Genomic DNA, 25118 nt, shown 5'->3' with positions numbered 1-25118 from the left:
GCCGGGCGGGCCGGACCGGGAAGCCGCCGCGGCGCGGCTGCGCGCGGCGGCTTCCCGGTCCGGCCCGGAATCAGGCCCCTCCGGCGATCGTGGCCAGAGCGGTGAGCAGCCGGACCACTCCCGACGGGCCTTCGACCACCAGGTCCGCCCGGTCCGCGAGGGCGGGGACTTCGCTGCCGCTGCACACCAGCAGGCCCGGGACGCCCTCCGTGCGCAGCTCCTCCACGGCCGCGTACGCGGCCACGTCACCCAGGTCGTCCCCGGCGTACAGGACGTGGCTCGCACCGGTCTCGCGCACGTGCTCGGTCAGCGCCACGCCCTTGTCGACGCCGGGCGGGCGCAGCTCCAGTACCAGACGGCCGGGTTCGACGATCAGGCCGTGGCGGGCGGCGAGGTCGGCCAGGGGGACGCGCAGGGACTCGAACGCCGTCACCGGGTCGGCGGCGCGGCGCGTGTGCACGGCGACGGCCCGGCCCTTCTCCTCGACCCATGAGCCGCGCCAGGCTTCGATGCCGTCGAGGAAGCCGGGGAGTTCGGCGCGGACGGCCTCCACGCCGGGGTGGGCGGCGGGGGCGCGGACGGTACCGGTGACGGCGTCCCAGCGTTCGGCACCGTAATGGCCGAGCACGACGAGGTGTTCGAGGCCGGGGACGCCCGCGAAGCCGCCGTTGCGGACCGCGACGGCGGCCGGGCGGCCGGTGATCACGGCGAGGGCGCCGGTGTGGGGCGCGAGGGCGGCGAGCGCCTCCACCGCGCCGGGGTGGGCGCGGGCCTGCTCGGGGTCGGGGACGATGTCGGCGAGCGTGCCGTCGAAGTCGAGGGCGATCAGCGCCCGGTCCGGCGCGTCCAGCAGCGCGGCGAGGCCGTCGCGGCCGGCGGGGGTCACCGGCGTGAGGTCGGTCGGCAGGGGATGCGGATGCGGTTGCGGTTGGCTGCCCATGCCCCCCGACCCTACCGGCGCACGCCCGGCCCGGTACCGGACCCGTACCGGCTCAGCGGCGTTCGCGGCGGGCGTCCCGCACCCGGCGGAGGCGGTTGACGGTGACGGGGTCGTGGGCGAGCGCGCGCGGGTCGTCGATCAGGGCGTTGAGGAGCTGGTAGTAGCGGGTCGGCGAGATGCCGAGCTGCTCGCGCATGGCCCGTTCCTTGGCCCCGGGCCCGGCCCAGGAGCGCCGCTCCACGGCGAGGAGGGCACGGTCCCGCTCGGAGAGCTCGGGACCGCGCGCGTCCTCTTCGTCGGAGTCGTAAGGCATATGAGCAGTCTAGAACGGGTCGGAAACGCCCTGCTCTGCGTCGCTCTGCGCTGCTCTGTGTTCCTCCGTGCTGCTCTGTGCCGCCCGGCGTCGCTTCGCGTTACCCGGCTTACTCGGCGTTCTCCGTCGCCATCGCCTCACGGCCGATGGAGCCGAGGGTCCCGGCCGGGTCGCCGTCGGGGCCGACCACGGAGCCGATCTGCTTCTTGACGCTCTCGCTGACCTTCGCCCACGACGTCTTGTCCACCGGGTAGAGCGTCGACTCCGGCAGCGCTTCGAGGAACGGCCACAGCTTCTTGTGCTCGGGGTCCTCGCTCATCGTCTCGGAGGCGGAGACGGTGACCGGCAGCAGGTCGTACTGGTCGGCGAACTCGAGGACGTTCTCGTCGCTGTACGCGAAGTCGAGGAAGTCGCCGATCTGCTTGCGGTGGCCGTTCTGCTTGAAGCCCATCATCCAGTCGGCGACGCCCATGCTGGAATCCGGCTTGCCGTTCGGTCCGGGCAGCGGCACCATGCCGACCTCGACGCCCTTCTTCTCGGCCTGCTGAAGAAGGGAGGGGTGGCCGTTGAGCATGCCGACCTCACCGTTCGCGAACGCGGTGAAGGCGGGCTTCCTGTTGAGCTTGGCGGGGGCGACGGGGCCGGTCAGCCCCTTTCCGACGAGGTCGTCCTTCAGCCAGTCGAAGGCCTTGACGTTCTGCTCGGAGTCGATCTGGTACGTCCCGACCGCGTCGGTGTAACCGCCACCGGCGCTGAGCATCCACATCATGGTCTCGGCCTGGGCCTCCTCGTTGCCGAGCGGCAGCGCGAACGGGTACTTCACATCGCGCTGCTTGAGCGCGGCGGCCGCGCTCCCGATCTCGCCCCACGTCTTCGGGGGCTCCAGACCGGCCTGGGTGAAGAGCGTCTCGTTGTAGAAGAGCAGGCGGGTGCTGGCCACGAACGGCAGGCCGTACGGCACGCGGTTGACCTCGCCCGCGTCGGCGAGCGGGGCGAGGAAGTTGGCCTGTACGGGGATGGAGAGCAGGTCGTCGACGGAGTAGAGCTGGTCCTGGGCCGCGTAGTCGGCGTACGCGCCGATCTGGGCGATGTCGGGGGCCTTGCCGGCCGCGACCATCTCGGCGACCTTCCGGTCGACGTCCTTCCAGTCGTAGATCGTGACGTCGATCTTGACGCCCTGGTTCTTGGCCTCGAAAGCGGTGGCGACGCCGTCCCAGTACCGCTTGGTGCTGTCGCCGCCTTCGGGGTCGTAGTCCGCCGCGACGAACTTGAGGGTGACCTCACCCTCGGAGCCGCTGCTCCCGCATCCCGACAGAGCCACTGTCATACCGAGTACGGCGACTGTCGCGGTCAAACCCAAGAAGCGCCGATGCACAGCCCTGTCCCACCCTGATTCATCAATTTGTTGTCCGACATGCATGTGAGCTGCGATTTTCCCCTATTCCGCACGGGGAGGTCTACACCACCCGAATATCGCTTCTGCAACACCTGCGCGCACGGCGGACGGCAGAACGAATGCAAGTGGACTAGACCTTTCCACGGTTGACGCGCGAGACTGTGTCCGTGAAACACGTCATCGCCCTCGATGTGGGCGGCACCGGGATGAAGGCCGCACTGGTCGGCGCGGACGGCACGCTGCTGCACGAGGCCCGCCGGGCCACCGGCAGGGAGCGGGGGCCCGAGGCCGTCGTCGAGTCGATCACCGGCTTCGCCGCCGAGTTGCGCGCGTACGGCGAGGAGCGGTACGGCGAGAGCGCATCGGCCGCCGGCGTGGCCGTGCCCGGCATCGTCGACGCCGAGAACGGGATCGCGGTGTACGCCGCCAACCTCGGCTGGCGCGACGTCCCCCTGCGCGCGCTCCTCGGCGAGAAGCTGCGCGGGGTGCCGGTCGCCCTCGGCCACGACGTCCGCACCGGCGGCCTCGCCGAAGGGCGCATCGGGGCGGGCCGGGACGCGGACCGCTTCCTGTTCGTACCGCTCGGCACCGGGATCGCCGGCGCCATCGGCATCAACGGCGTCATCGAGGCCGGAGCCCACGGCTGCGCCGGCGAGATCGGCCACATCGTCGTACGCCCCGGCGGCCCCCCGTGCGGCTGCGGCCAGCGCGGCTGCCTGGAGCGCCTGGCCTCCGCCTCCGCCGTGTCCGCCGCCTGGGCCGCCGCCTCCGGCGACGCGGACGCCGACGCCGCGGACTGCGCGAAGGCCGTCGAGTCGGGCGACCCGCGGGCCCGGGAGGTGTGGCTCGAAGCCGTCGGCGCGCTCGCCGACGGGCTGGTCACCGCGCTCACCCTCCTGGACCCCCGCACGCTGATCATCGGTGGCGGACTGGCCGAGGCCGGGGAAACCTTGTTCACACCACTGCGGGCGGCCGTCGCGGAACGCGTCACGTTCCAGAAGCTGCCCCCGATCGTTCCGGCGGCCCTCGGGGACACCGCCGGGTGCCTGGGCGCGGGGCTCCTCGCCTGGGATCTTCTCGCCACGGAAGCCCCAGCAATCACAGAAGGCACGGAGGTATCCGCCTGATGGCCGGACGCGCTGCAACCAAGGTTCTCTCCGGCGCCCGGGTGGTGCTGCCGACCGGGACCGTCCAGAACGGCCGGGTCATCGTCGAGGGCGGCCGCATCGCCGGCTCCGCCCCGGCGGACGCCCCCTCCCTGGACCTCTCCGGCCACTGGATCGTGCCCGGCTTCGTCGACATGCACGTGCACGGCGGCGGCGGCGCGTCCTTCACCTCCGGCACCGCCGACGAGGTGCTCAAGGGCGTACGGACGCACCGCGAGCACGGCACGACGACCATCGCCGCGTCGCTGGTCACCGGCGAGATGGACGTACTCGCCCGGCAGGCCGCGCTGCTCTCCGAGCTGGTCGAGCAGGGCGACCTGGCCGGCCTCCACTTCGAGGGACCGTTCATCTCGCCGTGCCGCAAGGGCGCGCACAGCGAGGACCTGCTGCGCGACCCCGACCCGGCGGAGGTCCGCAAGCTGATCGACGCCGCGCACGGCACGGCGAAGATGGTCACGCTGGCGACCGAGCTGCCCGGCGGCATCGACTCGGTGCGGCTGCTCGCCGAGCACGGCGTGATCGCCGCGATCGGCCACACGGACGCGACGTACGAGCAGACCGCCGAGGCCATCGACGCGGGCGCCACCGTCGCCACGCACCTCTACAACGCGATGCCCGCCCTCGGCCACCGCGCGCCCGGCCCGATCGCCGCGCTCCTGGAGGACGAGCGGGTCACGGTCGAGCTGATCAACGACGGCACGCACCTGCACCCGGCCGCGCTGGAGCTGGCGTACCACCGGGCGGGCGCGGACCGGGTCGCGTTCATCACCGACGCGATGGACGCGGCGGGCTTCGGCGACGGCACGTACCTGCTCGGACCGCTGGAGGTCGAGGTCAGGGACGGCGTCGCGCGCCTCGCCGAAGGCGGCTCGATCGCCGGCTCCACGCTCACCCTCGACACCGCCTTCAAGCGCGCGGTGACCGTCGACCGGCTGCCGGTCGAGGACGTCGTACGGTCCGTCTCCGCCAACCCCGCCCGCCTGCTCGGCGTCGACGACAGGGTCGGCTCGCTGGAGCCGGGCAAGGACGCGGACCTGGTGGTGCTGGACGCGGACTTCACGCTCAGGGGCGTGATGCGCAAGGGCGCCTGGGTGATTGGGCCGTAAGTCCCAAGCCGTCCCAACTGGGTTGATTTCTGTACCAGTTGATACCAAAGCGACATAGAGCGGTTGGCCCCGGACCCTGGGCCAACCGCTTTCTTTTTGGCATGATCACCCCGACGCCACGCACACGACAAGCGTTTTCCACGGGGCACAGGGGGTGACGCGGATGATCCTGACGGTCACGCTGAACACCGCGCTCGACATCACCTACCGCGTCCCCGCCCTCGTTCCGCACGCCTCCCACCGCGTGAGCGACGTCGCCGAACGCCCCGGCGGCAAGGGGATCAACGTGGCGCGCGTACTGGCGGCCCTCGGCCACGACACGGTCGTGACGGGCTTCGCCGGCGGCTCCTCCGGCGCCGTGCTGCGCGACCTGCTCGCCCCCCTCGCCCCCGTCGACGCGCTCGTCCCCACCGCCGGCGCCACCCGCCGCACCGTCGCCGTCGTCGACGCCACCACCGGCGACACGACCCAGCTCAACGAGCCGGGCCCGGTCATCACCCCCGAGGAGTGGGCCGCCTTCCTCTCCTCGTACGGCGAACTCCTGCGCGGCGCCCGGGCGGTGGCCCTCTGCGGCAGCCTGCCCCCCGGCGTCCGCGTCGGCGCGTACGCCGAGCTGATCCGCCACGCCCGCACCGCCGGCGTCCCCGTGCTCCTGGACACCAGCGGCGAACCGCTGCGCCGGGGCATCGCCGCACGCCCCGACCTCGTCAAGCCCAACGCCGACGAACTCGCCCAGCTCACCGGCGACCGCGACCCCCTGCGCGCCACCCACGACGCCCGCCGCCGCGGCGCCCACGCCGTGGTCGCCTCGCTCGGCCCGGACGGCCTGCTCGCCGCCGCCCCCGGCGGCCTGTGGCAGGCGGCCCCGCCCGCCCGCGTGAGGGGCAACCCGACGGGCGCGGGCGACTCGGCGGTGGCCGGGCTGCTCTCGGGGCTGGTCGAGCAACTCCCCTGGCCGCGGCGGCTCGCACGGGCGGTGGCGCTGTCGGCGGCGACCGTACTGGCCCCGGCGGCGGGCGAGTTCGACGCGGCGGCGTACGAAGACCTGCTGCCGAGGATCGACGTCACGACACACACCACGGCGGCGTAACCGCGCCCGCACCGCGCCCGCACACGAGCACCAGGGGACCGCATGCCACTCGTCAGCACCGGCGAACTCGTCACCGCCGCCCGGGAATCCGGCCACGGCGTCGCCGCCTTCAACGTCATCACGCTGGAGCACGCGGAGGCGATCGCGGCGGGCGCGGAGCGGGCGGGCGCACCGGCCGTCCTCCAGATCTCCGAGAACGCGGTGAAGTTCCACGGCGGCGACCTCACCGCCGTCGCGGCGGCGGCGACGGCCGCGGCCCGCGCGTCCTCGGCCCCCCTGTCCCTCCACCTCGACCACGTCGAGTCCGTCGAACTGCTGCGGGCCGCGCACCCGGCGGGCTTCAGCTCTGTGATGTTCGACGCCTCGAAGCTGACGTACGGCGACAACGTGAAGGCCACCGCCGAGGCGGTCCGCTGGGGCCACGCGCGCGGCATCTGGATCGAGGCGGAGCTGGGCAAGGTCGGCGGCAAGGAGGGCGAGGCCCCGCTCGACGCCCACGCGCTGGGCGTACGCACGGACCCCGGCGAGGCGGTGGACTACGTGGCCGGCACGGGCGTCGACGCCCTCGCCGTCGCCGTCGGCTCGTCCCACGCGATGACGGACCGCACGGCGACCCTGGACCACGGACTGATCACCGCCCTGCGCGACGCCGTGCCGGTGCCGCTGGTCCTGCACGGCTCGTCGGGCGTACCGGACGAGGAGATCCGGCGGGCGGTGGCGGCCGGCATGGTCAAGATCAACGTGGGCACGGCGCTGAACACGGCCTTCACGGGCGCGGTACGCACCTACCTGGACGCGCACCGGACGACGGTCGACCCCAGGAAGTACCTCGTCCCGGCTCGCGAGGCGATGGCCGGGACGGTGGCGCACTTCCTGGGGCTGATGCGCCCCTAGAGCGCTGGAACACGGAGGTCACTTGATGTGGCCGGCCTTGAGCTCCAGCCGGTCGAGGTTGGCCTCGCACCGGTCGCCGTTGCCGCAGGAGATCACGAAGGTGTTCTCGCCCTCGGTGAGGTTGACCCAGGCGTAGGTGTTGGTCCAGCCCTTGTCCCAGGCGCCTTCCTCGGCGCGCGCGAAGTTCTTCATGTTGAGGCCGCCGCCGTGCGGCTTGCCGTTGACCGTCAGCGACGTCTTGGCGTCCTTGCCGGGCACGCCGTAGTCGATCGACAGCGTGTACGCCCCGGCCTTCGGCACCTTGACCTTCCAGGTCGCCGAGGCGCCGGGAGCGTTCAGCGGGACATACGCGCCGCTCGCCGACCTGGCGCCGGGGACCGCCTTGTCCGTGGAGATCCCGGGGGAGAGTTTGAGGAGCGCCGCGTCCTGCTTGGGCAGCTCGACCGCCGGCTCCTCGTCCTTCTTGGTCGGTTCCTCGCTCGGCTCGGTCGTCGCGCCGGCCGTCGGGCCGCCGCCCGTCCCGCCGGCCTGCGGGTCCTTGTCTTCCTTGCCGGCGCTGGTCATCAGGGCGATACCGATGCCGAGGACGACGACCGCGACCACCGCCACCGCGCCGATCAGCAGGCCCCTGGTGTTGGGTCCGCCACTGCGGCCGCCACCGCCGCCCACCGGTGGCACCGGGCGGGTGGGGGGACCGCCGGGCTGCGCCTCGGGGGCCGCGTAGTGCGCGTTGGGCTGGTTGTAGTGCTGCTGGCCGTAAGCCTGCTGCGGAGGCGTCTGCTGGCCGTAAGCCTGCTGTCCGTACTGCCGCTCACCGACCGTCCGCACCTGGTTGTACGAGGTCCTGGGCACCCCGGGCTGCGCGGCCGGACCCGGGTAGCCGTAGCCGCCCGAGCCGGGCGGGACAGCACCCGCCGCCTGTCCGTCCTCGTAGAGGTAGCCGAACGGATCGTCGTCCTCAGGCGTGCTCGTGCCGTTGTTCGCGGCCGTCATCCCTGGTCACTCCTCACCATGTTCGCCAGCCGTCGCCGACCCGGCGAGCCTACCTTGAACCGGCAAGCCGAAGGTTTGGCATGGGTCACAGTGCGGTAGTAGGGCGTCCTTCAGCCCGCTCGCCTGTGAACCTTGGCACGAGAGCGTTTCTCCACGTACATCCGCTGGTCAGCCGACTGCAACACTTCCTCGGCCGTCATCCCGCAGCTCGCCCAGCCGATGCCGAAGCTCGCGCCGACGCGGACCGCCCTGCCGTCGACGCGGATGGGCGGAATGATGGCGTTTCGCAAGCGTACGGCGAGGTCGGCGGCGTCCGCGTTGCCGAGACCGTCGGCGAGGACGACGAATTCGTCACCCCCGAGGCGGGCGACCGTGTCACCGTCGCGCACGCACGTCGTCAGGCGGCGGGCGACCTCGATCAGGACGGCGTCACCGGTGTGGTGCCCGAACCGGTCGTTGATCGACTTGAAGCCGTCGAGGTCGCAGAAGAGGACGGCGAGGCCCTTCGTGCCGTCGTCGGCGCCGCCGGCGGCGGAGGTGGGCGCGACCGCGTGGACGTGGTGGTCGTAGAAGCCCGCGTCCGTGTGCGGGTTGTAGTCGAAGTCGTGCTCGGGCACGGACGTCCCCGGGGCGGCCGGTTCGCCGTACGCCGCGTCCAGGGCCTCCACGGCCGTGGCGCGCGCGGAGGAGTGCCCGTGCGGGCGGCGGCACAGCCGGGAGGCGAGGCGGGTGCGCAGCTCGGCGCTGTTGGGCAGGCCGGTGAGCTGGTCGTGCGAGGCACGGTGGGCGAGGTGCAGCTCGTGGCGCTTGCGCTCCTCGATGTCCTCGACGTGGGTGAGGAGGAAGCGCGGGCCGTCGGTGGTGTCGGCGACGACGGAGTTGCGCAGCGACACCCAGACGTACGTGCCGTCGCGCCGGGCCAGCCGCAGCTCGGCCCGGCCGCCCTCGGCGGAGGTGCGCAGCAGGGTGCCGATGTCCTCGGGGTGGACGAGGTCGGCGAAGGAGTAGCGGCGCATCGTGGAGGCGGGACGGCACAGGAGACGGCACAGGGCGTCGTTGGTGCGCAGCAGGCGGCCGTGCTGGTCGCCGCCCATCTCGGCGATGGCCATGCCGCTCGGGGCGTACTCGAAGGCCTGGCGGAAGGACTCCTCACTGGCGCGCAGGGCCTGCTGCTCGCGTTCCAGGCGGACGAGGGCGCGCTGCATGTTCGCGCGGAGCCGGGCGTTGCTGATCGCGATGGCAGCCTGGGAGGCGTACATCTGGAGCGCCTCCTGGCCCCACGCGCCGGGGTGCCTGCCGTTGCGCGGGCGGTCGACGGAGATGACGCCCAGGAGCTCCTGGCCGCCGCCCGACGCGTACATGGGGGCGTACAGGCGGTCCTGCGGGTGCCACTCGCCGGCGAAGCGGGGCTCGGGGCCGTCGGTGTGCCACTGGGGGACGTCGTCCTCCATGAGGACCCAGCCCTCGGTGTGCGGAATGAAGTGCAGGTCACCCCATGCCTCGCCCATGGAGAGGCGGCGCTCCCAGGAGGCGCGCGAGCCGACGCGGCCGGTGATCAGGGCTTCGGCCGCCGCGTTGCCGGCGAAGGCGGCGATGACCAGGTCGCCGTCGGGCTGGACGAGGTTGACGCAGGCCAGCTCGTATCCGAGGCCCGTGACGACTCCGTCGGCCACGGCCTGCAAGGTGTCGGCCAGGCTGGTGGCCCGGTTGAGATCGGCGACCACTTGGTGCAGCTGCCGCATCGTCGCCAGGCGGACGTACGGCTCGGACTCGGCCTCCATTGTTCGCTCTCCCCGAGACCTCGACAGCAACTCCAGGATTCCCATAGCCGCACGTGTTGCACTATCACGGCCACTGAATCACAGCGAGCTGCCCACCCGGTACACAGGGTCAGCAAATTGTGCCCTCTGTGACTCAAGTCACGTCAGATGATGAACGGCGCGGGAGGTGTGCGAGGGTCCGCGACCCCCGTGAGGCCGCCGCGCGCGGGCCCGCCCCGGTCCTAGGACCGGGGCAGGGTCCCTTCCTGGTCCCCATGCCCGATGGTGCGGGTAGGAGCCCCGGGCATACCGTTCCTTGTGTGTTCCAGACGACCTCCCCCCAGCCCCCCGCCCCGATCCCCCATCCTGAAGGGGTGAGCAACGACGAGTTCCGCGCCGCGATGTCCCGCTTCACCGCGGGCGTCACCCTGGTGACCGCCCACGACCCGGACAGCGGCGCCCGCGGCGAGGACGCCGGCATGACCGCGACGGCCTTCATGTCGGTGTCGCTGGACCCGCCGCTGGTGCTGGTGAGCGTACGGAACGGCTCGCGCATGGACGACCTGCTGGCCGAGCAGCCGCTGTGGGCGGTCTCACTGCTCTCGGAGAACCAGCGGCACATCGCGGGACGGTTCGCGATGAAGGGCCGTCTCAGCGACCGCCTGCTGTTCGAGGACATCGCCCATACGCGCGGCGCGGCGTCCGGGGCCCCGCTGATCGACGGCGCGCTGGCGGTGGTGGAGTGCAGGACCGAGCAGCGGGTGGAGGCGGGGGACCACACGCTGGTGATCGGCCGGGTGCTCGCGGTGGGCCTGCCGAACGCGGACGGCGCCCCGCTCACGTACTTCAGGGGCCGCTACCGGCACCTGGCCTGACCGGCCGGTCCCGGCCCCACCCCGGGTCCGGCTCCGGGCCGGCCCTGGCCCCGGGTGGTCGACCTCGGGCCGGTCCTGCCCCCGGGCGGTCGAACCCGGGCCGGTCCTAGTCCCAGCCGCCGGCGCGGCCGCGCTTCGTCTCGCCGCGCGCCTTCTTGTTGCGCAGCCGGCGCTCGTTGATGCCCCGGGGGATCTTCTTCGCCCTGCGCGGTTTGGGCGGCGGGGCCGTCGCCTCGGCGAGCAGGGCGGCCATGCGGACCAGCGCGGTCTCGCGGTTGCGCCACTGGGAACGGTGCTCGGACGACCGTACGGAGACGACGCCGCCCACCAGCCGGGGCGCGAGCCGCTCCAGCGCGCGCTCCTTCCAGACCGGAGGCAGCGCTTCGGTCTTCGCCAGGTCGAAGCGGAGTTCCACCTGGGAGTCGGTGGTGTTGACGTGCTGTCCGCCGGGCCCGGAGGACCTGGAGAAACGCCACATGAGCTCTGCCTCCGGCAGGGAGACAGCACCGCGAATGACATGAGGCCCGGACATGCGTCCAATGATCCCGTGTCCACGGGCATCCCGTCACCCGCTTTTCCCTTCCCCTTCCTTCTTTCCCCTTTCCCCCGCAGACCTGGAACCTTGCGGCCACCTGCCCGCGTTATGACGGGTGACGGTAGCTTCGGACCCCACGGGTCCGTCCGGCCCGCACGACTTCAAGGAAGAGGACATCCCGATGGCTGTAAGTCTGTCCAAGGGCGGCAACGTCTCGCTCACCAAGGAGGCCCCCGGCCTGACCGCCGTCACGGTCGGCCTCGGCTGGGACGTCCGTACGACCACCGGTACCGACTTCGACCTCGACGCGTCCGCGATCGCGGTCAACCCGACCGGCAAGGTCTACTCCGACAGTCACTTCGTCTTCTTCAACAACAAGTCGACGCCGGACCAGACCATCGTCCACACCGGTGACAACCGCAGTGGCGAGGGCGCGGGCGACGACGAGGCGATCAACGTCAACCTGGCGGGCCTGCCGGCCGACGTCGACAAGATCGTCTTCCCGGTCTCGATCTACGACGCCGTGACCCGCAGCCAGAACTTCGGCCAGGTGCGCAACGCGTACATCCGCATCGTCAACCAGGCCGGCGGCGCCGAGATCGCCCGCTACGACCTGAGCGAGGACGCCGCCACCGAGACCGCGATGGTCTTCGGCGAGCTCTACCGCAACGGCGCGGAGTGGAAGTTCCGCGCGGTCGGCCAGGGTTACGCGTCCGGCCTCACGGGCATCGCCACGGACTTCGGCGTCAACGTCTGACGTCTGGCGCGCGCACGCCTGTCGAGCAGGGCCCCGGCCACGGCCGGGGCCCTGTCCCGTTGCCGCGCGGTCGTGTTGCCGCGCGGCCGAGCGGCGGTCCGGTTCACGCCCCGTCCCCCGGGCCGGTGGGAGCAGCGGGCTTCTCCCGGCCGTGGAGCCAGGTGTCCCAGAGGTCCTTCAGGTCCTTGCCGGACTTCTTCTCGACGTACGCCGTGAAGTCGTCCGTGGACGCGTTGCCGTGGCGGTGGGCGGCGGTCCAGCCCCGCACGATGTCGAAGAAGGCGTCGTCACCCACCGCTTCGCGGACCTTGTGGACCACCATCGCGCCGCGCCCGTAGACGGGCGCCCGTGAGATCTCGGCCGCGGTGGGCGGATCTGCCGGCGGGAAGGCCCAGTTGACCGGGTCGGCGAAGGCGACGGCGAAGTTGTCGTCCGCGGGGATGTCCTCGAAGTCCTCGTCCCACAGCCACTCGGCGTACGTCGCGAAGCCCTCGTTGAGCCACATGTCCTGCCAGGTCTCGGGCGTCACGGAGTTGCCGAACCACTGGTGGGCCAGCTCGTGGACGAGCAGCCCCTGGTCGGGCGCGCCGGGGAAGACGGGCTTGGTCTGGGTCTCCAGGGCGTATCCCGCGTCGTTGCCGCGCTCGACGATCGCGCCCGTGGAGGAGAAGGGGTACGGGCCGAAACGCTCGGCGGCCCACTCCATGACGTCGGGGACCGCGGCCAGGATCGCGGTGCTGCTCTCGGCGACGACCGGGTCGACGGCGGTGTGGACGGGCAGACCGGAGGGGGTGCGCGAAGCCTTCGTCTCGTACGCGCCGATGGCGACGGTGGCGAGGTAACTGGCCATCGGCTCGCCGTTGTGCCAGGCGAAGGTGGTGCGGCCGCCGCGGGTCCGCTCGCTCTTCAACTCGCCGTTGGAGATGGCCTTCAGGCCCTGGGGGACGGTGACCGTGATGTCGTACGACGCCTTGTCGCTGGGGTGGTTGTTGCCGGGGAACCACGCCATCGACCCGGACGGCTGGCCGAGCGCGAGCGCGCCGTCCACGGTCGTCAGCCAGCCCTCCTGCGAGGTGTCGGCGTCGGTGATCGTGGCGGGGGTGCCGGAGTAGCGGACGACCGTGGTGAAGGCCTGGCCCTTGGCGAGCCCGGCGGCGGGGCGCAGCGTCAGCTCGTCGCCCGCCCGGCTGACGGCGGCCTCGGTCCCCCCGACGGTGGCGGAACGGACCTCCAGGCCGTGGAGGTCGAGGTTGAAGGCGCTGAGGTCCTGGGTGGCGCGGGCGGTGATCTCGGCGGTGCCCGTGAGGCGGCCCGCGGGCCCTCCGTGGTCCGCACCGCCGGCGCGGTCCGCACTGCCCGCGCCTTCCGTGCTGCCCGTGCCTTCCGCACTGCCCGCGCCTTCCGTGCGGTCGTCGCCGCCGGGCGCGGGGTCGTAGTCGAGGGTCAGGGTGTAGTGCTCGACGTCGTAGCCGCCGTTGCCGAGCCCGGGGAAGTACGGGTCGCGTACACCCGACGCACCCGGTTCACCGCGGACGCCGTCGCCGAGCCCGCCGGCCCCGGCGCCGGTGCACGAGGTGAGCGCGAGCAGGGTGGCGGCGGCGACGGCGTGGACTGCGCGTCGTACACGAGACCATTGATCCACAGAGAGGATCATATGCGCGGAATGCTCCGTTCACCTGGTCAGGCGAACGCGGGGCGGGCACGGCGCGGGGCGGGCACGGACCGGTGTCAGGGCGTTACTTGCCCAGCGCCGCGACGCCCGCCTGCGCGAACTTCTCGTCCAGGTCGCCGCTCGGCGCGCCGGCCACCCCGATGCCCGCGATCGGGGCGCCCTTGACCTGGACCGGGGCGCCGCCCGCGAGGAAGAGGGTGCCGGGGATGTCCTTCAGGTTGGGGGCCTGGGCGAGGCGCTTGGCCAGTTCGGAGGTGGGCGCGTTCCAGGAGACGGCGGTGTACGCCTTGCGCTCGGCGGACTCGTACGACTGCGGGCCGGCGCCGTCGCCGCGCAGCGTCACGACGGTGTTGCCGTTGCGGTCGACGACGGCGACGGTGATGCGCTGGTTCTCCTCCTCGGCGGCGTCCAGGGTGGCCTGCGCGGCCTTGGTGGCGGCGGCGACGGTCAGGTGGGTGGTCTGCTGGAGGTTCTTGTTCGCGGCGTCGGCCTTGACCGCGACGGCCGGCGCGGCGGCGGGCTCGGTGGCGTTGGCGGACATCGCGCCGAAGGTGCCGGCGCTGAGGGCGACGGCGGCGACGGCACCGGTCAGGACACGGGTACGCGGTGAAAGCTTCTTCATGGTGTGGCTCCTGGGGCTGGGAAGGTTGCGAGTGGGGGCCGGTGGCGGTGGGGGCCGGTCGCACCCCGCTTCGGCTCTGTTGTCGATCCTCCGGCCGCTTCCGGGCCCGTACCGTCGGCGTACCGGCTGCACACGGCGTGCGGGACGGCCGACCTGTCCGTCAGCCGATCGGTTGATGCGGGCCTGGTCCCACCGGGTCACCATGGGGACGTACGCGCAGGTCGGCGAGGAGCGAACGGTGCACCAGGACCAGGGCCGGGGACGGGAACGCCCCGAACAGCCCGAGCAGCCGGACCCCGACGCCCGCTGGCTCGCCCCCGTGATGCACGCCGCGTTCTTCCTGCTGCTGAGTGCCTCGCTCACCCGGTTCCTGCTGCGGCACCCCGGTGAGGCCCGCACCCCGTGGATCATCGCGCTGAGCATCACGCTGGCCCTGCTGTACGTACTGGGCCCGGTCCTGGGCCCCGCCGCCCCCGGCACGGCCCGCCCCGCACCCCGCCGGCTGGCCTGGCTGGGCGGGGTCGTCGCCGTCTGGATGGTGCTGGTGGTGCTGGCGCCGAGCTTCGCGTGGTGCGCGGTGCCGCTCTTCTACACCGGGCTGCGTACGCTCCCTTCCCGCGCCGCACTCCTCCTGGTCGGCCTGCTCACCGCGTTCGTGGTCGCCGCGCAGCTCCAGTTGGCGCACGGCGGTTTCGATCCCAACCTGGTGCTGGCGCCGCCCGCGGTGGCGGCGGTCGCGACCGCCGTCTTCCTCTACATGCAGCGGCAGGCGGCCCGGCAGCGTGCGCTGATCGACGACCTGATCCGTACGCGCCGCGAACTGGCCGCGACCGAGCGGCGCGAGGGCACGCTCGCCGAGCGCCAGCGTCTCTCCATGGAGATCCACGACACGCTCGCGCAGGGCCTGTCCAGCCAGCAGATGCTGCTCCAGGCGGCGGACCGGCAGTGGGACGCCGACCCGGCGACGGCCCGCCGTCACGTCCGTACGGCCGAGTCCATCGCGGAGCGCAACCTGGCCGAGGCCCGCCGCTTCGTCCACGACCTGGCCCCGGCCGACCTGGCGGAGGGCGGCAGCCTGGAGGAGGCGCTGCGCATGCTCGCCGCACGGGAGTCGGCGGCGTTCCGGGTGGACGGGGCGCCGAACGGCGGCCTGCCGGACCGGGTGCAGTCGGCGCTGCTGCGGATCGCGCAGGGCGCACTGGCGAACGTACGCGAACACGCGAACGCGCGGGCCGCGGCGGTGACCCTGACCTACCTGGGCGACCAGGTGGTGCTGGACGTCGCCGACGACGGCACGGGCTTCGCGCACACCCCGTCCGCCTCCCCCGGTGTGCGCGGCCACGGTCTGCCCGCGATGCGTGCCCGCGTACGCCAGCTCGGCGGCACCCTGACGATCGAGTCGGCCCCAGGCGAGGGCACCGTGCTCTCCGCCGCGATCCCCCTGGAGCCCCAGCCATGAACCCGGCGAATCCGGTGAGTCCCGTAGGTCCCGTGAGCCCCGTACGCATCCTGCTCTGCGACGACCACGTGGTCGTACGCGCCGGACTGCTCGCCCTGCTGGGCAGCGAACCCGACATTGAGGTCGTCGGGGAGGCGGGCAGCGGCGAGGAAGCCGTGGCGATGGCCGCCAAGCTGACCCCGGACGTGGTCCTGATGGACCTCCAGCTGGGCACCGGCATCGACGGCGTGGAGGCCACCCGCCGTATCGCTCCGACCGGGGTCCACGTCCTGGTCCTCACGACGTACGACACGGACGCCGACATCACGCGGGCGATCGAGGCGGGCGCGACGGGCTACCTGCTCAAGGCCGAGCGCCCGGAGGAGCTCTTCACCGCGATCCGCTCGGCCGCCCAGGGCCGCACGACGCTCTCCCCGCCGGTCGCCAGCCGCGTCATGGACCGCATGCGCGGCGCGGCCCGCCCGGCCCTGACGGAACGGGAAACGGACATCCTCGGCCAGCTGGCACACGGCCTGGGCAACCGGGAGATCGCCCGCGCGCTGTTCATCAGCGAGGCGACGGTGAAGACCCACCTGGGCCGCATCTACGCCAAGCTCGGCGTGGACACGAGGTCGGGCGCGGTGGCGGTGGCCAAGGAGCAGCGCCTGCTGCCGTAGCGCCGTCAGCCGTCATGCCTTGCGGGGTCGGAACTCACTGGTGTCGAGGTCGAAACCGAGGGGCTCGGGCAGCGGGACGGTCTCCGACAGCTTGTGCGCGACCTTGCCGGCGTAGTCCTCACCCGCGGGCTCGGTGCACAGGGTGGCCGTGCCCGCTTCACGGTCGATCAGCAGGCAGACCGGGATGCCGGCGCGGGCGAAACCGTGGACCTTCCTGTTCCGGTCGTTGTCGGCGGTCGAGGCCGAGGTCACTTCGGCGACCATCAGTACGGGAGCGGGGTCGTGGTACTCCAGCTGGTCCGCGAAGCTGCCCTTCGGCGCAAGGACTACATCCGGCTCGATCTTGCCGCTTTCGACGCACCGGGAAGAAACAGCCCGATCCCGGTATATCGACCCAGATCCTTACGGTGATCCCGGGCCCGGCCGGTGATCTCCGACACGGTCTCTTCGTGCTCGCCGTCGGCGGGAGGTGTCACGTGGATTTCCCCTTCGATCAATTCCACGCGCCACCCCTCCGGGGCGGCCGCGCTGAACACGTCGAAGGCTTCTGCTGCCGACAGAGCCGGAACCCCGTTCTTCACCAGCCTGAGCAGGGTCCTGCCATCGAGCTCATCACCGTTGAGCTCGGTCTCATACAGCTCGTGCCCCGGTACGGGCAGTGCCACGGCGGACCACCTTCGCGCCGAGCGACACTCCCAGAATAGGTGCCCTCCCCCGGCCAGAACCCGAAACCGTTCACCCGAGCGTGCGAGCGGTGACGTTTCCACAGGCCGGAACCGGCCGGGGCGAGCCCGTCCGGCAGACGTGACACCATCGACCACGTGCTCGACATCGGCTACTCCCTCTCCCGCCGCTTTCCGGACCCCCCGCAGACCGACTACCGGCGCGCCGGCGTCCACGACCTGCGGCACGACCTCTTCTGCGGGGACGTCTACCTCGCCGACACCACGTCGGACCGGGAAGTGTCCACGGCCTGGGGATGGGTGCCCGTGCTCGACTTCGCGTGGGCCCTGTGCGACATCGTCGAACAGCTCGACCAGGACCCGCGCGGCAGCCGCTCCTCCAAGCCGCAGTTCGCCGAGCTGGACTTCACCGAGTCGACGGACCGGATGCTCTTCGAGCGCCGCTTCGGCTGGGTCGACATCGCCGCCGACTGGATGCCGGCCGAGGAGCCCCCGATCACCTTCAGCCACCGGCTGCTGCGCCGCGAGGCCCGCGACTTCCTGCACGACCTGATCGCGGACCTCACCGACATGCACGACGGCCTCGCCGACAACCCGGTGGTCTGGGACCTCCAGGCCCGCTTCCCCCGCGTCTCCCCCTAGCCCCCGCCCTCCACTGCCTGCCCCCCGGCCCCTACTCCCCGGGGCCCTCCACCCGCACCCCCATCTGCGCCGCGAACGCCGGTGCCAGTTCGAGCAGTTGCGACGGGCTGATCACCGCCCCCGCCAGCCGGTCCACGCCCCGCGCGATGTCCAGCTCCGCGACCGTACGCAGATCCACTCCGGCCATCGTGGCCGAGCTGAAGTCCGCCTGCCGCAGCACGCAGTCGCGAAACTCCACCCGCTCCAGGCGGGCCCCGCCGAAGTCCGGCTCGACCAGCACACAGCCCTCGAACACGACGTCCTTCAGGCGCGCCCTGCGCAGATTCAGGTAGTCGATCTTCCCGCCCCGCACCAGCACCCGTTCCAGGGACGACGCGTGGAGCTGGACCCCGCCGAGCCGGGCGTCGGTCACCTCCACGTCGCGCAGTGACGCCTCCGCCAGGTCGGTGCCCACGCCCCGCACCCCGTCCAGCACCGAGTCGATGATGCGCGCCCGGCTCAGCACCGTCCCGTCGAGCGCGACGCCGTACAGACCGCAGTCCATGAAGCGGGCTCCGCGCCCCTCCTGACCACCCAGATCGAGGTCCCGGAACTCGAACCCGTCGTAGTCCCCCTCGGACTCCAGCCCACCGGGACCGAACGGCGCGAGCGGCGGCAGCCGCACCTCGGGGCGCCGTACGGGACGTACTGCCTGCGTCTGCTTCGTGTGCCGTGCCATTCGCCCATGCTGCACCACCCCACTGACATCCCCGGCGGTTCCCGGCGGCCCCCGGCCCCCGGCGCCCCTCGGCCCCGATGTCACATCCGCGCCCCCGCCGTCCGTCATCACCCGTGAGTCCCGTGAGGGCGACCAACGACGGCAAGGGGAAAAGGGAAATGCTCCACATCACTGTCATCGGCGGCGGCGTCGCCGGCCTCACCGCAGCCGTCGCCGCGGCCGAGTCGGGCGCCAGCGTGACCCTGCGCGAGACCCACCACACGCTCGGCGGCCGGGCCCGCACCGCCGAGGGCCCGTACAAGACCAACGAGGGCCCGCACGCCCTCTACAACGGCGGGCCGTTCTGGGCCTGGCTCAAGCAGCGCGGCCTGCTCGGCCCCGTCATGGCCGTGCCCCCGCTCGAAGGCGCCCGCCTGCGCTTCCACCGCGGCGGCGCCCTGCGCAGGACCCCGCCGCTCGCGATGGTGAAGCTGAGCCTGCGCCCCACCGCGAAGGCCCCCGTGGACACCGACTTCCTCACCTGGGCCACCGGCGAGGTGGGTGAGGCCGGGGCGCGCGCGGCGGCGCACCACATCGCCGTCGCCCTCTTCCACCACGACTCCGGCGCCCTCTCCGCCCGCTTCGTGCAGGAGCGGCTGCGGCGCGTCGTCAAGCTCCCGCCCGAGGCGCACTACCCGCGAGGCGGCTGGGCCCCGGTCGTCGACCGGATGGCCGCGCGGGCCTGGAACCTCGGCGTACGCATCGCGACGGCGGAGCGCGTCACCGCCCTCCCCGGCGACGGCGGCCCGGTGATCGTCGCGACGTCCCTGGAAGCGGCCCGCCGGCTCCTCGACGATGCCACCCTGACCTGGGACAGCGGGCGTACGGCGCTGCTCGATCTGGCCGTCCGGACGCGCAGGAGCGACCCGTTCGTCATCTCCGACCTGGAGGCGCCGGGCTGGATCGAGCGGTTCACCGCCCAGGACCCCACCCTCGCCCCGGCCGGCCCGGCCGGCGGCTACCCGCGCACGCCCCGCAGGAAGTCCCGCACCAGAGCGGCGATCTCCCCGCCGTGCGTCTCCAGCGCGAAGTGCCCGGCGTCGAGCAGATGGATCCGCGCGTCGGGCAGGTCCCCGGCGAACGCCTCCGCGCCCGCCGGGCCGAAGATCTCGTCGCCCCGCCCCCACACGACGAGCGCCGGCGGCCGGTGGGTGCGGAAGTACTCCTGGAAGGCCGGGTAACCGTCCAGGTTGAACTGGTAGTCCCAGAAGAGCTGGAGCTGGATCTCCTTGTTCCCCGGCCGGTCGAGTCCCGCCTGGTCCAGCGTCCAGGTCTCGGGGCCGATCCGGTCGAGCCGGTCCGCCGGCACCCCGTGCTCGTACTGCCACCTGGTCGCCCCGGCCGTCAGCAGCTCGCGCACGGCGGGCTCGTGCGTCACGCGGTCCTCGGCGTGCGCGAACAGCACGTCCCAGAAGGGCGTGAAGCCCTCCGCGTAGGCGTTGCCGCTCTGGCTGATCAGCGCGGTCACGCGCCCGGGGTCGCGGCTGGCGATGCGCAGCCCGATCGGGGCGCCGTAGTCGTGGAGGTACAGCGCGAACCTCTCCACCTCCAGCCGGTCGAGCAGCGCCAGCGTGACCTCGGTCAACTTCTCGAAGCTGTAAGTGAATTCACCGGCGTCCGGGGCGGCGGAGCGCCCGAAGCCGATGTGGTCGGGGGCGATCAGGTGGAACTCGTCGGCGAGTTCGGCGATCAGCCCCCGGTACATGTGCGAGCTGGACGGAAACCCGTGCAGCAGGACGAGCGTGGGGCGGGACGGGTCGCCCGCCTCGCGGTAGAAGACGTCCAGTCCGTCGATGTCGACGGTGTGGTGGCGCGTACCGAACACGGACATAGCTGCTCCCGGGCGACGTGAGACGGACGAATCGACGGAGAACGATCGTTCTCCCCATGCCGTGTAGAGTAAGAGAACGACGGTTCTCCACGCAAGAGGTGATCGAGGAATGGACGCCGCAACCGCTGAGGCCCGCCTGCTGGACGCGGCCGAGACCCTCTTCGACGAACGCGGCGTACAGGCCGTCGGCATGGACGCCATCCGCTCCGCGTCCGGCGTGTCGCTCAAGCGCCTCTACCAGCTCTTCCCCTCCAAGGACGAACTCCTCGAAGCGGTACTGCGCCGCCGCGACGAAACCGTCCGCAGCGGAATCGAGCGGGCCACCGCCGCGCACGAGAGCCCGCGCGAACGCGTCCTCGCCGTCTTCGACCACCTGGAGGAGTGGTTCGGCCAGGACACGTTCCGCGGCTGCTCCTTCATCAACGCCTACGGCGAGCTGGGCGGCGTGTCACCGGGCGTCGCCGCCATCGCCCGCGCCAACAAGCGCTCGCTCCAGGACCACTTCGCCACCCTCGTCGCAGCCGCCGGCACACCCCCCGGGCACACGGACCGGCTCGCCGCCCAGCTCGCCGTCCTGGCCAACGGAGCGATGGCCACGGCAGGCATCACCGGCTCCCAGGACCCGGCCCGCCACGCCCGCGACGCGGCGGAGACCCTCCTCGACGCGGCGGACGTACGCTCCTGAAGCGGCGCCCGGCCCCCGGCGGCGGACGGAGGGGGAACGCCTAACCGCCCAGCTCCGCCAGCGCCCCGTCCGTCAGCCGGTACACCGTCCACTCGTCCTGCGGCTGCGCACCCAGCGACCGGTAGAAGTTGATCGACGGCTCGTTCCAGTCCAGGACCGACCACTCCAGCCGCTCGTACCCCCGCTCGACGCATATCCGCGCCAACGACGCCAGCAGCGCCTTGCCGTGCCCACCGCCGCGCCGCGAGGGCCGCACGTACAGATCCTCCAGGTAGATCCCGTGCACCCCGCGCCAGGTCGAGAAGTTCAGGAACCACAGCGCGAAACCGACGACCTCCCCCTCCGCCGTCTCCGCGATGTGCGCGTACGCGGCGGGGCGCTCCCCGAAAAGCGCCTCACGCAGCTGCTCCTCGCTCGCGCGCGCCTCGTGCAGCGCCTTCTCGTACTCGGCGAGTTCGCGGACCATCTCGTGAATGACGGGGACATCGGCAGGCGTGGCGTTTCGAATCATGCCCGCAGCGTAGACAACGCCCGCGCGACAGCCACCCGCTCCCCGACAGCACGCCCCGTCCCCTCCTCCTCGCCCTCCGGCTCCCAGGGACCGTTCTGCAGTACGCGCCCGAGCGTCCACGCCCGCGCCCGCCCCCGGTCCAGCCCCAGCACCTCCGTCATCGGATCGAAGCGCGCCGGCACCTGGTCCGCCTCGAAACGGTTCACCAGCGCGGGCAGCAGCTCGAACCCCGGATCACCGGCCAGCGGCTTCGGATCGATCACCACCCGGGGCTCACCGCGCCCGGACCCCGCCAACGGCGCCAGCACGTTGCCGTAGCGCAGATCCCAGTGCGGCAACTGCCCGCCCGGCTCCCCCGCGACCTCCCGCACCGCCCCCGCACACCACTCCAGAAGCCGCCGGTCCGCCGGATCCGCCGCTCCCCGCACCCGTCGCGGTACGTCGTCGAGCATCCCCTCCACGATGTCCCCGAGACGGCGTACGCCCTCGGGCGCCACCACCGCGTTCAGCCGCACCAGCAGCTCCGCGACCACCCGCACCGCCGCCATGGTGTCCGGCACCACCGACCGGTGCCGCCCCTCGTCCAGCCGCTCCAGCAGCATCGCGCCGCTCCGCGCGTCGTGCTCCAGCAGCCGCACGGCGCCGTCCCCGTCCCACGCCCGCAGCACGGCGGCCTCACCCGCGCTCCCCTCGTCCAGCAGCTGGAGCTTGAGGGCGGCCGGCGTCCCGTCGGCCCGCTCCACCGGCAGCACGGGCGAGACCGCACCGTGCATCGACGGCCCGGTGAGCCGGAGCCGCCACCGCTCCAGGTACGCCGCGGCCTCCCCGGGCAGCGCGGCGATCCACCTCCGCCCCGCCTCACCGTTGAACTCCGCCCGCGTCCCGACCAGAGCTCCCGGAATCCCGATCACGCCCGGATCCTGCGACCGCGCACCGCACACCCCGCCGTTGCCGCACCCCGCCCCCGCCCGCTAGCGTCCGCGCCACCACCACCACTGAGCAGCAGCGAGAAACGAACGCAGGGGCAACAGGATCATGAGCACCGTCAACGGCGGCATCTCCTACTGGTACGCGAACGAGGGCATACCCGCCCCCCGTGAGCCCCTGCCCGGCGACGCGACGGCCGACGTCTGCATCGTCGGCGGCGGCTACACCGGCCTCTGGACGGCGTACTACCTCAAAAAAGCCGTCCCCTTCCTCAACATCACCGTCCTGGAAGGCAAGTTCTGCGGCTACGGCGCCTCCGGCCGCAACGGCGGCTGGCTCTACAACGGCATCGCCGGCCGCGACCGCTACGCCAAGCTCCACGGCCACGACGCGGCCGTCCGCCTCCAGCAGGCGATGAACGACACGGTCACCGAGGTCATCACCACCGCCGCCGCCGAGAACATCGACGCCGACATCCACCACGGCGGCGTACTCGAAGTCGCCTACACACCCGCCCAGCTGGCCCGCCTCAAGCACTTCCACGCCACCGAGATCGCCTTCGGCGAGAAAGAACGCGTCTTCCGCGGAGCCCGCGAGACCGCCGACCGCATCAGGGTGACCGGAGCCGTCGGCTCCACCTGGACCCCCCACGGCGCCCGCCTGCACCCGGTCAAACTCCTCAAGGGCCTGGCCGCCGCCGTCGAATCCCTCGGCGTAACCATCCACGAATCAACACCGGTCACGGAGATCAAGCCGAAGCACGCCGTCACCCCCTACGGCACGGTCCGCGCCCCGTACATCCTGCGCTGCACCGAGGGCTTCACCGCCGGCCTCAAGGGCCAGCGCCGCGCCTGGCTCCCCATGAACTCCTCGATGATCGTCACGGACCCCCTCCCCCAGCGCGTCTGGGACACCATCGGCTGGGACGGCCGCGAAACCCTCGGCGACATGGCCCACGCCTACATGTACGCCCAGCGCACCGCCGACGACCGCATCGCGCTCGGCGGCCGGGGCGTCCCCTACCGCTACGGCTCACGCGCCGCACACATCAACGACACGGCCCGCACCCGGCCCGCCACCATCGAGGCGCTGCGCGAGATCCTGATCCGCTTCTTCCCCACCACCGCGGGCGTTCCCATCGCCCACGCCTGGTCGGGCGTACTCGGCGTGCCCCGCGACTGGTGCTCGACCGTCACCCTGGACCGCTCCACCGGCATCGGCTGGGCCGGCGGCTATGTGGGCAGCGGTGTGGCCACGGCGAACCTCGCCGCCCGTACCCTGCGCGACCTGATCCAGCAGGACTCGGGCCAGGGCGGCCCCACCGACCTCACCACGCTCCCCTGGGTCAACCACAAGGTCCGCAAGTGGGAGCCCGAGCCCTTCCGCTGGCTCGGAGTCCAGGGCATGTACGCCGCCTACCGCACCGCCGACCGCCGCGAGGCGTCCGGCCGCACGACGGAGACGGACCCCCTCGCAAGAGCAGCCGACCGCATCGCCGGCCGCCACTGAGACAGCGCCGCCCGGGCAGGGAAACGCCCCGGACCTTCGGATCCGGGGCGTTTGCCCTGCGGCCGGCGTCGTGGCCGAGACCGTGGCCGGGTCGCATCTGCGCGTGAAGGAGGTCTCCAGGAGCGGTACGGGGGTCAGTTGGCGAGGTTGGCGCCGAACGCTCCGTATTCCGTGGGCATCCCGACGGCGGAGGACCCGAAACTCTTCGCTCCGGCCGTCGAGACGCCCGCGGTGGTGGAACGCAGGGTCCAGACGGCGCCGACGCCTTCGTTCTCGAAACCGGCGGTGACGGCCAGGTCGGCGCGGCCGTCCCTGGTCACATCGGAGAGGTGCACGTCGGAGCCGAAGTAGTCCATGTCCTCGGCGGCGCCGGGGACACCGGAGGTGGACTGGGTGAGGTTCTTCGCACCGGTCCCGGAAACACCCGCGGCGGAACCGCGCATGACGACCACGGAGCCGGTGTCCTCGTCCTCGCCGATGTCCTCGAAGACAACGCCGATGGCGAGTTCGCCGTAACCGTCGCCGTTGGTGTCGGCGACGGCGAGGGCCGCGCCGAAGGCGTCCTCGGCCTCGGCGGAACCCGGTACACCGGTCGAGTCCTGGTGCACGACGGTGCGCTTGGCCGTACTGATGCCGGCCGAAGTGCCGTACCCCACCGCCGCGTACCCGGACATGCCCTTGCCGGGGAGGGCGGCGTACGGCGCGGCGAGAGCCAAGTCGCGGTGTCCGTCGCCGTTGAAGTCGCCGCTGAGGCCCGAGGGTGCGGCGGCCGCGGTGGGGGCAGCGGCAAGGAGGCCGGCGGCCAGAGCGGTGGTCAGGAACAGGGCGTGCGTACGCATGGGACTCCAGATGCCGAAAGCCCGGACCGCTGCGGTGGGCGCGGGCCCGGGGTGTTCGGTTGCTGTGGTGGAAACCGGATCGGCCGGTGGGACCACGCCCGGAGGAGTGACCTCGGCCAAAGGGTGCGTTTCCTCCGTGTTCGTCCGGAATGAGGCACGGCATCACGCGGCGGTCGGCGCACAGGAGACGGTTTCCGGGGCGTGGGGGTTGTACGGACCCTGGGGAGAACTCTGCCCAGGCCACCCGAAAGGCCGTCGTCGGCCATCGCCACTTCGCAGAGCAAAACGCCCCGAACTTTCGAAGTTCGGGGCGTTTTCCCTGGTGGAGCCCCCTGTCGGATTCGAACCGACGACCTACGCATTACAAGTGCGTTGCTCTGGCCAGCTGAGCTAAGGAGGCGCGTCCGAGAAGTCTAACCGGATCGCCCGGCGCCCTGGTCGAAAATTCCGTCGCCTTCCGGCTACTGACAGAACGGGCATCGCCAGGTAGCGTCACGGCA

The 25118-nt window shown here is 72.3% G+C and carries 26 protein-coding genes, 1 tRNA gene and 1 pseudogene; 12 read left to right on the top strand and 16 right to left on the bottom strand.

Going from position 1 to position 25118, the window contains the following annotated elements; all coding sequences use genetic code 11:
- Nucleotides 1–70 precede the first annotated feature (70 nt).
- The 3 genes from otsB to BN1555_RS17750 all read right to left on the bottom strand — a co-directional run bounded on the left by otsB (nt 71) and on the right by BN1555_RS17750 (nt 2580).
- Nucleotides 71–940, bottom strand: a complete 870-nt coding sequence (gene otsB / locus BN1555_RS17760; RefSeq protein ID WP_093800295.1) for a trehalose-phosphatase — start codon at nt 938–940, stop codon at nt 71–73.
- A gap of 52 nt (nt 941–992) precedes the next feature.
- On the bottom strand, nt 993–1253 hold the full coding sequence (locus BN1555_RS17755; protein WP_093800294.1) for a DUF3263 domain-containing protein: 261 nt from the start codon (nt 1251–1253) through the stop codon (nt 993–995).
- A gap of 109 nt (nt 1254–1362) precedes the next feature.
- Nucleotides 1363–2580 carry an ABC transporter substrate-binding protein gene (locus BN1555_RS17750; protein ID WP_255306072.1) on the bottom strand — a complete coding sequence of 406 codons (1218 nt, stop codon included), beginning with the start codon at nt 2578–2580 and terminating at the stop codon, nt 1363–1365.
- A gap of 236 nt (nt 2581–2816) precedes the next feature.
- Between BN1555_RS17750 and BN1555_RS17745 the strand changes: the two genes are divergently transcribed.
- The 4 genes from BN1555_RS17745 to BN1555_RS17730 all read left to right on the top strand — a co-directional run bounded on the left by BN1555_RS17745 (nt 2817) and on the right by BN1555_RS17730 (nt 6905).
- Entirely contained in the window at nt 2817–3776 is a 960-nt protein-coding gene (locus BN1555_RS17745) for an ROK family protein (protein ID WP_093803470.1), read from the top strand.
- Nucleotides 3776–4921 carry an N-acetylglucosamine-6-phosphate deacetylase gene (gene nagA, locus BN1555_RS17740; RefSeq protein ID WP_093800292.1) on the top strand — a complete coding sequence of 382 codons (1146 nt, stop codon included), beginning with the start codon at nt 3776–3778 and terminating at the stop codon, nt 4919–4921. The genes BN1555_RS17745 and nagA overlap by 1 nt, the downstream gene beginning before the upstream one ends.
- 163 nt (nt 4922–5084) lie before the next feature.
- On the top strand, nt 5085–6011 hold the full coding sequence (locus BN1555_RS17735; RefSeq protein ID WP_093800291.1) for a 1-phosphofructokinase family hexose kinase: 927 nt from the start codon (nt 5085–5087) through the stop codon (nt 6009–6011).
- Nucleotides 6012–6053: 42 nt separating this feature from the next.
- Entirely contained in the window at nt 6054–6905 is an 852-nt protein-coding gene (locus BN1555_RS17730; protein WP_093800290.1) for a class II fructose-bisphosphate aldolase, read from the top strand.
- Nucleotides 6906–6923: 18 nt separating this feature from the next.
- On the opposite strand, the gene BN1555_RS17725 is transcribed toward BN1555_RS17730, so the two are convergent.
- Complete coding sequence (locus BN1555_RS17725) at nt 6924–7898, bottom strand: carbohydrate-binding protein (protein ID WP_093800289.1); 975 nt, start codon at nt 7896–7898, stop codon at nt 6924–6926.
- A gap of 110 nt (nt 7899–8008) precedes the next feature.
- Nucleotides 8009–9679: a diguanylate cyclase CdgB gene (gene cdgB, locus BN1555_RS17720; protein WP_093800288.1), complete on the bottom strand. Its 1671-nt coding sequence runs from the start codon at nt 9677–9679 to the stop codon at nt 8009–8011.
- Nucleotides 9680–10032: 353 nt separating this feature from the next.
- Between cdgB and BN1555_RS17715 the strand changes: the two genes are divergently transcribed.
- Nucleotides 10033–10533, top strand: coding sequence for a flavin reductase family protein (locus BN1555_RS17715; protein WP_093800287.1), 501 nt, complete (start codon nt 10033–10035; stop codon nt 10531–10533).
- 106 nt (nt 10534–10639) lie between these two features.
- On the opposite strand, the gene arfB is transcribed toward BN1555_RS17715, so the two are convergent.
- Entirely contained in the window at nt 10640–11065 is a 426-nt protein-coding gene (gene arfB, locus BN1555_RS17710) for an alternative ribosome rescue aminoacyl-tRNA hydrolase ArfB (protein WP_093800286.1), read from the bottom strand.
- A 184-nt stretch (nt 11066–11249) separates the two neighbouring features.
- On the opposite strand from arfB, the gene BN1555_RS17705 reads away from it, so the two are divergent.
- Complete coding sequence (locus BN1555_RS17705) at nt 11250–11825, top strand: TerD family protein (protein ID WP_093803468.1); 576 nt, start codon at nt 11250–11252, stop codon at nt 11823–11825.
- 103 nt (nt 11826–11928) lie between these two features.
- On the opposite strand, the gene BN1555_RS17700 is transcribed toward BN1555_RS17705, so the two are convergent.
- Complete coding sequence (locus BN1555_RS17700; protein WP_255306070.1) at nt 11929–13467, bottom strand: M1 family metallopeptidase; 1539 nt, start codon at nt 13465–13467, stop codon at nt 11929–11931.
- A 94-nt stretch (nt 13468–13561) separates the two neighbouring features.
- The gene (locus BN1555_RS17695) at nt 13562–14119 is read right to left on the bottom strand and encodes a GlcG/HbpS family heme-binding protein (protein WP_093800284.1); all 558 of its coding nucleotides are present in this window, start codon (nt 14117–14119) and stop codon (nt 13562–13564) included.
- Between the two features lie 322 nt (nt 14120–14441).
- Between BN1555_RS17695 and BN1555_RS17690 the strand changes: the two genes are divergently transcribed.
- Both BN1555_RS17690 and BN1555_RS17685 read left to right on the top strand, forming a co-directional pair.
- Nucleotides 14442–15578, top strand: coding sequence for a sensor histidine kinase (locus BN1555_RS17690; RefSeq protein ID WP_255306430.1), 1137 nt, complete (start codon nt 14442–14444; stop codon nt 15576–15578).
- Between the two features lie 32 nt (nt 15579–15610).
- Nucleotides 15611–16234: a response regulator gene (locus tag BN1555_RS17685; protein ID WP_093800283.1), complete on the top strand. Its 624-nt coding sequence runs from the start codon at nt 15611–15613 to the stop codon at nt 16232–16234.
- Between the two features lie 12 nt (nt 16235–16246).
- Here the strand turns inward: BN1555_RS17685 and BN1555_RS41645 are convergent, their stop codons facing one another.
- Entirely contained in the window at nt 16247–16528 is a 282-nt protein-coding gene (locus BN1555_RS41645; RefSeq protein ID WP_369689034.1) for a Uma2 family endonuclease, read from the bottom strand.
- A gap of 32 nt (nt 16529–16560) precedes the next feature.
- Nucleotides 16561–16899 (bottom strand): hypothetical protein, encoded by a 339-nt coding sequence (locus BN1555_RS41640; protein ID WP_369688982.1) that lies wholly within the window; start codon nt 16897–16899, stop codon nt 16561–16563.
- 156 nt (nt 16900–17055) lie between these two features.
- On the opposite strand from BN1555_RS41640, the gene BN1555_RS17675 reads away from it, so the two are divergent.
- Nucleotides 17056–17559, top strand: a complete 504-nt coding sequence (locus BN1555_RS17675; protein WP_093800282.1) for a hypothetical protein — start codon at nt 17056–17058, stop codon at nt 17557–17559.
- 31 nt (nt 17560–17590) lie between these two features.
- Here BN1555_RS17675 and BN1555_RS17670 read toward each other — a convergent pair whose 3' ends face one another.
- Nucleotides 17591–18277: a pentapeptide repeat-containing protein gene (locus BN1555_RS17670; RefSeq protein ID WP_093800281.1), complete on the bottom strand. Its 687-nt coding sequence runs from the start codon at nt 18275–18277 to the stop codon at nt 17591–17593.
- A 158-nt stretch (nt 18278–18435) separates the two neighbouring features.
- Between BN1555_RS17670 and BN1555_RS17665 the strand changes: the two are divergent.
- Nucleotides 18436–19263: pseudogene (locus BN1555_RS17665) on the top strand (NAD(P)-binding protein); the annotation flags it as partial.
- Between the two features lie 11 nt (nt 19264–19274).
- On the opposite strand, the gene BN1555_RS17660 reads toward BN1555_RS17665, so the two are convergent.
- On the bottom strand, nt 19275–20147 hold the full coding sequence (locus BN1555_RS17660) for an alpha/beta fold hydrolase (RefSeq protein ID WP_093800280.1): 873 nt from the start codon (nt 20145–20147) through the stop codon (nt 19275–19277).
- Nucleotides 20148–20256: 109 nt separating this feature from the next.
- On the opposite strand from BN1555_RS17660, the gene BN1555_RS17655 reads away from it, so the two are divergent.
- Nucleotides 20257–20832 carry a TetR/AcrR family transcriptional regulator gene (locus BN1555_RS17655; protein WP_093800279.1) on the top strand — a complete coding sequence of 192 codons (576 nt, stop codon included), beginning with the start codon at nt 20257–20259 and terminating at the stop codon, nt 20830–20832.
- Nucleotides 20833–20872: 40 nt separating this feature from the next.
- Here the strand turns inward: BN1555_RS17655 and BN1555_RS17650 are convergent, their stop codons facing one another.
- Entirely contained in the window at nt 20873–21343 is a 471-nt protein-coding gene (locus tag BN1555_RS17650; protein WP_093800278.1) for a GNAT family N-acetyltransferase, read from the bottom strand.
- On the bottom strand, nt 21340–22254 hold the full coding sequence (locus BN1555_RS17645) for an aminoglycoside phosphotransferase family protein (RefSeq protein WP_093800277.1): 915 nt from the start codon (nt 22252–22254) through the stop codon (nt 21340–21342). Before BN1555_RS17645 ends, BN1555_RS17650 begins: the two co-directional genes overlap by 4 nt.
- A 124-nt stretch (nt 22255–22378) precedes the next feature.
- Between BN1555_RS17645 and BN1555_RS17640 the strand changes: the two genes are divergently transcribed.
- Nucleotides 22379–23779, top strand: a complete 1401-nt coding sequence (locus BN1555_RS17640; protein ID WP_093800276.1) for an NAD(P)/FAD-dependent oxidoreductase — start codon at nt 22379–22381, stop codon at nt 23777–23779.
- A 134-nt stretch (nt 23780–23913) separates the two neighbouring features.
- Here the strand turns inward: BN1555_RS17640 and BN1555_RS17635 are convergent, their stop codons facing one another.
- Both BN1555_RS17635 and BN1555_RS17630 read right to left on the bottom strand, forming a co-directional pair.
- A complete protein-coding gene (locus BN1555_RS17635; protein ID WP_093800275.1) occupies nt 23914–24618 on the bottom strand; it encodes an FG-GAP repeat protein in 705 nt (234 codons plus the stop codon).
- Between the two features lie 323 nt (nt 24619–24941).
- Nucleotides 24942–25018, bottom strand: a tRNA-Thr gene (locus BN1555_RS17630).
- Between the last annotated feature and the right edge of the window lie 100 nt (nt 25019–25118).

It is taken from the genome of Streptomyces sp. Wb2n-11, from assembly GCF_001049855.1.
Classification (GTDB): Bacteria; Actinomycetota; Actinomycetes; order Streptomycetales; family Streptomycetaceae; genus Streptomyces; species Streptomyces altiplanensis.
The sequence above is the reverse complement of the archived record's forward strand: the minus strand, read 5'-3'. Positions and strand labels throughout refer to the sequence as shown.

Coding starts and splice junctions, on each gene's coding strand:
- BN1555_RS17635 (WP_093800275.1), bottom strand. CDS start 24,618: ATGCGTACGCACGCCCTGTTCCTGACCACCGCTCTGGCCGCCGGCCTC.
- BN1555_RS17725 (WP_093800289.1), bottom strand. CDS start 7,898: ATGACGGCCGCGAACAACGGCACGAGCACGCCTGAGGACGACGATCCG.
- BN1555_RS17750 (WP_255306072.1), bottom strand. CDS start 2,580: ATGACAGTGGCTCTGTCGGGATGCGGGAGCAGCGGCTCCGAGGGTGAG.
- BN1555_RS17655 (WP_093800279.1), top strand. CDS start 20,257: ATGGACGCCGCAACCGCTGAGGCCCGCCTGCTGGACGCGGCCGAGACC.
- BN1555_RS17705 (WP_093803468.1), top strand. CDS start 11,250: ATGGCTGTAAGTCTGTCCAAGGGCGGCAACGTCTCGCTCACCAAGGAG.
- BN1555_RS17755 (WP_093800294.1), bottom strand. CDS start 1,253: ATGCCTTACGACTCCGACGAAGAGGACGCGCGCGGTCCCGAGCTCTCC.
- arfB (WP_093800286.1), bottom strand. CDS start 11,065: ATGTCCGGGCCTCATGTCATTCGCGGTGCTGTCTCCCTGCCGGAGGCA.
- BN1555_RS17735 (WP_093800291.1), top strand. CDS start 5,085: ATGATCCTGACGGTCACGCTGAACACCGCGCTCGACATCACCTACCGC.
- BN1555_RS17660 (WP_093800280.1), bottom strand. CDS start 20,147: ATGTCCGTGTTCGGTACGCGCCACCACACCGTCGACATCGACGGACTG.
- BN1555_RS17670 (WP_093800281.1), bottom strand. CDS start 18,277: ATGGCACGGCACACGAAGCAGACGCAGGCAGTACGTCCCGTACGGCGC.
- otsB (WP_093800295.1), bottom strand. CDS start 940: ATGGGCAGCCAACCGCAACCGCATCCGCATCCCCTGCCGACCGACCTC.
- BN1555_RS17695 (WP_093800284.1), bottom strand. CDS start 14,119: ATGAAGAAGCTTTCACCGCGTACCCGTGTCCTGACCGGTGCCGTCGCC.
- nagA (WP_093800292.1), top strand. CDS start 3,776: ATGGCCGGACGCGCTGCAACCAAGGTTCTCTCCGGCGCCCGGGTGGTG.
- BN1555_RS17640 (WP_093800276.1), top strand. CDS start 22,379: ATGAGCACCGTCAACGGCGGCATCTCCTACTGGTACGCGAACGAGGGC.
- BN1555_RS17730 (WP_093800290.1), top strand. CDS start 6,054: ATGCCACTCGTCAGCACCGGCGAACTCGTCACCGCCGCCCGGGAATCC.
- cdgB (WP_093800288.1), bottom strand. CDS start 9,679: ATGGAGGCCGAGTCCGAGCCGTACGTCCGCCTGGCGACGATGCGGCAG.
- BN1555_RS17650 (WP_093800278.1), bottom strand. CDS start 21,343: ATGATTCGAAACGCCACGCCTGCCGATGTCCCCGTCATTCACGAGATG.
- BN1555_RS17690 (WP_255306430.1), top strand. CDS start 14,442: ATGCACGCCGCGTTCTTCCTGCTGCTGAGTGCCTCGCTCACCCGGTTC.